Origin of the sequence: Flagellimonas yonaguniensis, from assembly GCF_029193885.1 — a bacterium.
In the GTDB taxonomy this organism is placed as follows: Bacteria; Bacteroidota; Bacteroidia; order Flavobacteriales; family Flavobacteriaceae; genus Flagellimonas; species Flagellimonas yonaguniensis.
In genome coordinates this window covers 24,207-32,917 of record NZ_JARFVB010000021.1, presented here as the reverse complement: position 1 = coordinate 32,917, position 8,711 = coordinate 24,207, and the positions used below count along the sequence as shown (strand labels likewise).

The window sequence follows — 8,711 nt, the reverse complement described above, 5'->3', positions numbered from 1 at the left end:
GACTTTTTACAGATAGATCTAATCTAAAGGTGGGTCACTTTGGCCCGGCGGGGGTGGGTCACTTTCGTCCGGCCAGCTATGGTCACTTTAACCCGGCGAGGGTGGTATACTATGTCCGGCGTTTCCAATGTAAGGCAAACCTTCACCAAAATTTTCTTTTGTTTTTCCTGTTAAACCATTGTAAGTAGTTCCGATATCTTGTAAAATATAATTTTGCCAATCAGGATGGTTTTCTCCATTTTCCGTTTGGAATCTTATTACTTGATTAAATAGGTCTCGTTGAACAGATTTTTTGTATTCTAGTAAAAGGTTTCTATTTACGCTACTTGGAAATGGAATATTTAAATGTTGGCAACTATCTTGAATACTTTGGTTTACTTCCTCTAATTCCTGAGCTATAGTATCAAGACTTTCTGAAAGCACGTTTAATGGCCTTAATGTTTCTTCCTCATAAGTATCAACATAACGTGGTATATTAAGATTATACTCGTTTTCAGCGATTTCCGCCAATGTGGCTACATAACTATACTTTTCAATGGTTTCACGGTTGCGATAAGTATTTACGATACGATTTACATCTTCATTACGAAGTACGTTTTGATTGCCTTCTTTTTTGAAATAGTTATCTCCACTGGCATCAATAAAAACAATGTTATCATCTACCTCACGACATTTTTTTAGCACCATTATGCAGGTAGGAATTGAAGTACCGTAAAAAATATTGGCAGGTAATCCAATTACTGCATCCAAGGCATTCATTTCTTTTATGATGTATTCGCGAATATGACCTTCAGCAGCACCTCTATACAACACACCATGCGGAAACACACTTGCCATAATCCCATTGTCCGCCAATTGATAAAGCATGTGGGTTAAAAAAGCATAATCGGCTTTGGTTTTGGGTGCTAATCGTCCGTACTGGCTAAAGCGTTCATCTGTATTAAAAAGAGGGTTGGCATCACTTTTCCAATGAGCAGAAAATGGTGGATTGGCAACCACCGCTTCAAATCGTTTGTCCAAGTGTTGCGGATTTTCCAAGGTGTCTTCCTGCACAATGTTGAACTCACGGAAATGCACATCATGCAAAATCATGTTCATTCGGGCAAGGTTGTAAGTGGTTCGTCCTAATTCTTGTCCATAAAACTCACTTACATCTGCTTCTTTGGCTACTCGCAAAAGCAATGAACCTGAACCGCACGTAGGGTCATATACTGATTTAATTTTAGATTTTCCTGTGGTTACAATCTTTGACAGAATCTTAGAAACTTGTTGAGGTGTATAAAACTCACCTGCCGATTTCCCTGCACCTGCTGCAAATCTGGCAATCAAATATTCGTAAGCATCACCCAAGACATCAGAATCAATTCCCTCTAATTTGAAATCTATTTTGTCAAGATAATTCAGGATTTTAACAATGATTTCATTACGGGCACCAACGGTTCTACCAATTTTAGTAGAATTCAAATCCAGGTCTTCAAACAAAGCATTAAAATCTTCTTCAGATTCTGTACCCATGGTGCTTTGCTCAATATGATTAAGCACAGACTTGAGGTCTTCCAAGATGTAATTGCTTTCGCTTTCAATGTCAGCATTTCCTTTGGCAGCTAAAACCGAGAAGAGTTGAGAAGGCTCTAAGAAATAACCCAATTTCAGCAAAGATTCTTCCTTGATGGCGTCTAAGGTTTCTTTATCCGTTACAGTTTTGTAATCGGTTACCGCTTCACCAACAAGCAGTTCATTGGCGTAAAGTGTTTGCTTCTCTGAAAGATACTTGTAAAAGATAAAGCCAAGAATGTAGTCTCGATAGTCGTCCGCACTGATTTTGCCTCTCAGCAGGTTAGCGATTCCCCATAGTTGGCTTTCAAGTATTTTCTTCTGGTCTTCTGACATATATCTAGTTTATTTCTTCTTTAATTAAGTCTTTCACTTCAACTTCAAGGATTTTGGCAATTTCAAATAGCACTTCCAATCTTGGTTGTTGCCTGTTCTGTACATAGCCATTCACCATGTTGTAACTCTTTTCGAGTTTCTCAGCAAGTCAAGTTTGTTTAATTCCTTACTACTCAAGTACTTTCTTTATTCGATTCAAGTTAGCATGTGCTTTGATTGGAAAAATACTTATTTAAATCGTTTTTTGATATCCAATCCCTTGTTATTTGTCACTTTGTTCATTCATAAATAAATCAAAGAGTGGCTTAGTATCAAAAACTAAAAACCCTTAAAAATGCTTTTTTCGCTTTTCAAGGGCTTGTGCACCTATCCGCCGATGGAGGAACGGTAACCATCTTTGTTGTGCTAGTCTTTAATTTTTGTAATAGTCGATTTCATCTCTCATTAGAGATTCAATTTCCTGCCAAAGTTCGCCCATTCTTTTTCCTCTTTCTTCGTGCCCAATACTTTGCAATTGATTTGCATTATATTCTAAGTCATTTTTTGTCGATAGGCTATTAAGAACAGATTGGAATTCATTCGTATAGTCATTTACTAAAGTTTTGTATTCAGTAATTTTCGGTAATAATTTTTCGCTCGCAACGAGTTTTAGTTTATTCAGTTCGGAATTCACAATCATCATCGGTTGCAAAGAGTCTCTGGTTGTCTTCAAAAGGTTTTCGTTGAACTTTAGCAATGCGTTATTAATTCGGTTTTCGTCTCCAGTTAGCATTTCAGCCATAAATTCGGTCGAGATTCCATAAGTCGCATTTGGATTTTTTCTCATACTTATACTCATTTCATCCATTTGATTCATAAAGTTTGAATAAACCTCAAACCTCTTTTCAATCGCTTTGTCCACTTTTTGGTATTTCCTATTAAGCCGAAATTGGATAATTCCCCAAATCCAACCTAAAATTCCCAATCCGATAATAAAATAATCTTTTGTATCCATTCAATTTTTCAGCTTAGTACAACGACAACGGTTTCAGCCATGAATAGTTGAGCAATTTAGCACTTAACTTTACAAGCACAGACCAAGTATAAAATCCGCGAGGATTTTCAGAAGTAGGCGAGAAGAAGCAAGTGCTTATCGTTATGTTATTTAAGGGACTTCTATTATATTATTTCCAATATCTTTTCCTTTTCAGTCCATTTTATTGGTTCTTGTGTAACCTTTTCGTTCAACAAGTCCATCATACTACTCAATTTCTCGGGATTATAACCATCTGCTTCGTCATTTATGATAGAGACTTTTTCTCGTATGAAATCACGGTATTTTGATTTTTCCGAAATTTCAAAATTCACAATTGTTTTTCTCAAATCGTTTGTGAAATAATATGAAGAACTCCCAGTAACGTAAGAAACTAAAAATATATCCGAGTTTTTGGTTATTAGAGCATTGAACCTAATGTTTTTGAAATCATCTAAAGGTTTTTGAAGTTTGACATTATCATCGTAATGGACTTTCAAAAACGTATTGGCATCTTTTCTGAATGTTTCTCTCTCTTTTTCTTCTTTCTCATCCTTATACCTAATTTCTAAAGAGTTAACGGCTCCAACAACAAAATTGGCTAAATCATAAACAGTGACAGGAATATCTCGTGAATTTGAACAGGTCTTGAAATAATGTAAGGTTCCAGCTTTGTCAGATGTTGTAGAAATACCAAAGGTTTGTTGATAGTAAGTGAAAATTCTTTCGATGATGTCATCAGATTCTTCACTAATATTAACATCGTAATAGTTTAAATCAGTCCATCCTGCATCAGAAATCACAAATTTCCCTTTAATTTCTTTAATAAAAACTGATACAAATTTGTTGTTTAAAGTAGAAAATGGGGTGATTATTTCTAAACTCTCACCTCGTAACTTGTAGCTTGTAAGAGAGCAGAAATCATCTTTAATTGCTTGATATATGTCTAACAATTTATCCATTACGCTAATCTAAAAAATCGATTCCATTCAATGGGTCATTCTCAGGTTTTACTTCGAATAATTCTGGTTCGTTGACCTCTATTTTAGGGTATTCCTCTTTTCCATTGGTTTTGATATTCGTTTCTTGAAAAAAGTGACTTATTCCAAAATCCAAATTCTCAACAATTGCCTTTGCATCTTCTTCGTTTTTCAGCACGTCACTTTTATAAGCATACTCTTGTCCTTTTTCATCATAAGTATTGAAGTGTGGCGTTGTAATTTTTTGCTCTGGAAGTGGTAATTCAGTTTTGTTTCTGTGAGCGGGTCCATCAGAGTCAAACCTAAAATATGGTTTTTCTGTGAAATTTGGACAATGTAGTTTAATCCCGTATTTGTACAATGAGATTTTTTTTTCTACAACCAAATTGATGTCTTCGTCAATGGTAGAGTGTTCTATTTTTTCAGATTGTTTTAGCCAATCTCTGTTACTCCTTTTTGGTTCAAGAACTATTGGATTTGCTTTTAGATTTTTTTCGGCATAACATAAACCCTTAAAGTACTCGTAATTGTCTTTAACATCAATGTTTGATTTTCCCATTCAGTATTTTTTATCGTGGCTAAAAAATTATACCCTCAACTTTCTTCTGCATATACGGCTAATTTGTTTGGCTATGCCCAACTTTTGCATTTTAAAGCAAAGCATAGCTTTCTTATAGTTCAATAAATCTTTGGGGGGAGTATTGATGCTAAATGTAAGAATTTTCTAGAAAAGGAAAATGCGAATTTCTGTAAGGAATTTAAAAATGAGAAAGGGAATTAGTTCGAGGAAATTAGAATTATTGATTCTTAAATGAGTCTGAAGCAAAAAATTCTTTTAGGCTTATATTAACCATTCTGCAAAATCTACTGATTGTGTGTATTGAAACTCCTCGGTTGTCATTGACACTTTCCCACCTGTTTAAAGTTTGCCTTTCCAAATCATTGTTTTCTGCAAACCTTTTTTGATTAGGGTCAGCCTTTATGCGCAATTCCTTGATTCTATGCGCAATTTTATTGTTCAATGCAATATCCTCTGGTTTTAGCTTACCCATATTGCAATTTTCATTTAATTGTAAAAAAACATGTAAGCCATTTGGATTACATTTTTATATTTCGTTATATTTGGAACTGAATACATACATTTGCGATTCTTCGTATAGACAATATTTGAAGCTTTCGCTTAGAGTCCTTAAATAGAAAACTGGTAATTTTTGCAACAGGACAATAAGCAGATGGCTCACGACCCGGGCGTGGGCTCTCTTATCGTTGCACGGTATCACCAGTACCTCTATTTAGATAAGTTGAGTCCCGCGCCTTTTTTTGGGTATTTGGTTCATTGCAACTTTCTTCTTAGCGTTTGGTTTCTTTGGTCCTTTCGGGGCATCGCCCAACCATTTTGGGTTATGGGAAACTTATGGCAGCTTTTTTTTGTAGGGTTCACAGCGTGTTGTTGTCCTGTTTTTGGGGCAGCGCACTCGGTGTTTGATATCCTGTTTAAAAAGAAGCCTAAGAACCCCGTTTAATCCCAAGGCCACGGTTGTGGGATATACGTTACACATTTTTCCGGTTCACGATATCCTTTTGTCCCACAGTCAACAACTACACATTTAGGGCAACCGGCCCGATCACGAAACCATGGTCTTTTCTTGGTTTAGGAATCCTTTTTCTGGGTATGGGTTGTACCCGGACAGGATGGCCTATGTCCGAACCTTGATGTCCTTTTGGAAGTTACGGCTTTTCCGTGACTTATGGGGCAGTGTGGAGAATAACTAACGCTTTAATTAAAAGAACTCAATTTATGCAACTCATAACAAAACGCATGCGCAGGGCATCCCTGTTCGTGCTCCTATATGCTTTTTTAATGCCCTTTTGTGCCTTTTATATGCAGGCGGGCACTGTCTTGGAACCACCACAGGCCACCGTATCCGGCACCGTGACCGATATGTCGGGGAATCCCCTGGCCGGGGTGAACCTTGTGGTGGAATCCAAGCATATCGGGACCATGTCCGGTTTGGACGGTTCCTTTACCATTAATGCCGATCCTTCTGATGTCCTGGTCTTTTCCATGGTGGGTTTCAAGACCCTTTCCGTGCCCATTGCGGGCAGGGAAGAGGTCATTGTTACCATGGAGGAGGATGTAACGGTATTGGGCGAGGTGGTGCTCAATGCCGGTTATTATACCGTCTCGGAGCGGGAGCGCACGGGAAGTATCGAGAAGGTGTCCAGTGTGGAGATTGAAAAACAACCCATCTCCAATCCCTTGGCTGCTTTGCAGGGACGAATGCCCGGGGTGGAAATTGTACAGACCTCTGGTATTGCAGGGTCCGGTTTTTCCATTCAGATACGGGGAAGGAACAGTGTACGGGATCTGGGCAATGAGCCCTTGTACATTGTTGACGGTGTCCCGTACGATTCCTCTTCCCTAGGGGAGGAAGCGGCCTCCGGAATTCTGTTGGGACGGGGATTTAGTCCCTTGAACACGCTCAACCCCATGGATATAGAAAGTATCGAAGTCCTAAAGGATGCGGATGCGACCGCCATCTATGGGTCCCGGGGCGCCAATGGGGTGGTATTGATCACCACTAAAAAAACAGGATTTAGGGGAACCCGGGTCAGCATCGGTCTGGAAAGTGGACTTGGGCGGGCCTCCCGGACCATGGACGTCTTGAATGCACCCGAATATCGGTTGATGCGGACGGAAGCCTATGCCAATGATGGTATCGATCCCTTGCCCTTTAATGCCTACGATATCAATGGGACATGGGACCCGGACAGACGAACAGATTGGCAGCGGGAACTGTTCGGGAACACCTCCTATGTCAATAACCTGCAAGCGTCGATCACCGGAGGGGAAGGGCGTACCCGTTTTATGCTCAGTACTAATTATCATGGTCAGACCAGTGTCTTTAAGGGAGATTACCGGAACGAGAAGATTTCAGGGCTTGGTAAAGTAAGCTACACCTCCAAGGATGATAGGCTTTCCCTGCAATGGTCCAATAATTTTACGTGGAACAATAATGACCTGCCCGCGAATGATATTACCTTTTTGGCCATTAGCCTTGCGCCCAATGCACCGGAGCTATATAATTCAGATGGCAGCTTGAACTGGGAAAACTCCACTTGGAACAATCCCCTTTCCCGGCAACAGGGAACATTTCGCTACAATGCGACGACCATGGTCAGCAATGCATCATTGGATTATACATTGTGGGATGGGTTCAAAGCAAGGGTCAATCTGGGATATACCGAAAGCCATTTGAAGGAAATCCGCACCAACCCCTCCACCATCTTTGATCCGGCCTTTGGTATTGGCAGTGAGTCTTCTTCCGCGATTCACAATACCGGGAAGAGGACCTCCTGGATCGTGGAGCCCCAATTGGAATATGGGCTGTCATTGGGAAATACAAGTGTTACCGTCTTGACCGGACTTTCCTTTCAAGATCGTAGGACAGCACGTTTGTCACAGTTGGCCCTTGGTTTCTCCAACAACAGATTTATAGAGAACATATCGGCGGCCAGTACCACCATCGGATTGGCCGATGTAAACCAGCAGTATCGGTACCAGGCTGTTTTCGGTCGGATCAATGTGAACCACAAGGGAAAGTATGTGCTCAACCTCACCGGAAGAAGGGACGGCTCCAGTCGATTCGGCCCTGAAAAGCGATTTTCAAATTTTGGGGCCATTGGTGCCGCGTGGATTTTTTCAGAGGAGCCTTTTCTCAAGGAGCATGTTCCGTGGCTCAGTTTTGGAAAGCTTCGGGCCAGTTTGGGAACCTCCGGAAATGATCAAATAGGGGACTACCAATACTTGGACACCTATTCTTTTGGAATAGACCAATACCAGAACAGCGTTGGGATCTTCCCCACTAGGCTTTTCAATCCCAATTTTAGTTGGGAATCCAATGAAAAACGGGAAGTGGCCCTTGAATTGGGGATGTTGGGAGATCGGATCCGTCTGAATGCGGCCCACTATCGAAATACGTCCTCCAACCAATTGGTCGGCATCCCCCTTCCAGCGACCACGGGTTTCTCCAGTGTCAATGACAACTTGAATGCAACGGTTTTGAACGAGGGTTGGGAATTCGGCCTGAATGCCCTGATTGCCCACAGTGAAAGGTTTAGCTGGGAAACATCCCTTAACCTGACCATCCCCAAGACCCGATTGGAGTCTTTTCCCGATTTGGAAGGATCGAGCTTTGCCAATCGTTTGAAAGTAGGGGAACCACTGAACATCGCCAAGGTATACCAAGTCAATGGCGTTGACCCGGAAACGGGACTGTATGTGTTCGAAGACTTTAACAATGACGGGGCCATCACCAGTGTGGATGATCGGGAAGCCATTGCACGTTTGGACCCCAAATACTTTGGTGGGTTCACCAGTCAATGGACCTATGGCAAATTGACCGTCGATGCCCTGTTCCAGTTTTCCAAACAACTGGGACGGAATTATTGGTCAACGGGAGGTGTGGCGCCTGGAGGATTGGCCAATCAGCCCAAGGAGGTGATGGACAGATGGACGCCATCCGAAACGGATGCCGATATACAACGGTTTACGGCGGGCCAGTCCCCAGAGGCCAGACAGAGCTATCGGAACTATGTTTCCAGTGATGCAGGTATTTCAGACGCCTCCTTTCTTAGGTTAAAGACCGTGTCGCTGTCCTATAACCTGGTGGCCAAGAAGGATAATGGTCTGGGATGTATGCTTTTTCTCAGGGGGCAGAACCTTTGGACATGGACCAACTATTTGGGATTGGACCCAGAGACACAGAACAGTGCAACAGTGCCCCCGCTGCGCATGGTCACCTTAGGAACACGTTTCACCTTTTAAT

The 8,711-nt window shown here is 41.2% G+C and carries 6 protein-coding genes and 1 pseudogene; 1 reads left to right on the top strand and 6 read right to left on the bottom strand.

Going from position 1 to position 8,711, the window contains the following annotated elements; genetic code table 11:
• Positions 1-87 precede the first annotated feature (87 nt).
• The 6 genes and pseudogenes from PY092_RS18735 to PY092_RS18710 all read right to left on the bottom strand — a co-directional run bounded on the left by PY092_RS18735 (position 88) and on the right by PY092_RS18710 (position 4,934).
• Positions 88-1,890: a type I restriction-modification system subunit M gene (locus PY092_RS18735; RefSeq protein ID WP_275617269.1), complete on the bottom strand. Its 1,803-nt coding sequence runs from the start codon at positions 1,888-1,890 to the stop codon at positions 88-90.
• A gap of 4 nt (positions 1,891-1,894) precedes the next feature.
• Positions 1,895-2,089: pseudogene (locus tag PY092_RS18730) on the bottom strand (helix-turn-helix transcriptional regulator).
• A 213-nt stretch (positions 2,090-2,302) separates the two neighbouring features.
• Positions 2,303-2,884, bottom strand: coding sequence for a hypothetical protein (locus PY092_RS18725; protein WP_275617268.1), 582 nt, complete (start codon positions 2,882-2,884; stop codon positions 2,303-2,305).
• A 164-nt stretch (positions 2,885-3,048) separates the two neighbouring features.
• Positions 3,049-3,864 carry a hypothetical protein gene (locus PY092_RS18720; RefSeq protein ID WP_275617267.1) on the bottom strand — a complete coding sequence of 272 codons (816 nt, stop codon included), beginning with the start codon at positions 3,862-3,864 and terminating at the stop codon, positions 3,049-3,051.
• A gap of 4 nt (positions 3,865-3,868) precedes the next feature.
• Positions 3,869-4,441, bottom strand: coding sequence for a hypothetical protein (locus PY092_RS18715; protein WP_275617266.1), 573 nt, complete (start codon positions 4,439-4,441; stop codon positions 3,869-3,871).
• Positions 4,442-4,679: 238 nt separating this feature from the next.
• On the bottom strand, positions 4,680-4,934 hold the full coding sequence (locus PY092_RS18710; RefSeq protein ID WP_275617265.1) for a helix-turn-helix transcriptional regulator: 255 nt from the start codon (positions 4,932-4,934) through the stop codon (positions 4,680-4,682).
• A gap of 746 nt (positions 4,935-5,680) precedes the next feature.
• Between PY092_RS18710 and PY092_RS18705 the strand changes: the two genes are divergently transcribed.
• Positions 5,681-8,710, top strand: a complete 3,030-nt coding sequence (locus PY092_RS18705; protein WP_275617264.1) for a SusC/RagA family TonB-linked outer membrane protein — start codon at positions 5,681-5,683, stop codon at positions 8,708-8,710.
• Position 8,711 lies beyond the last annotated feature (1 nt).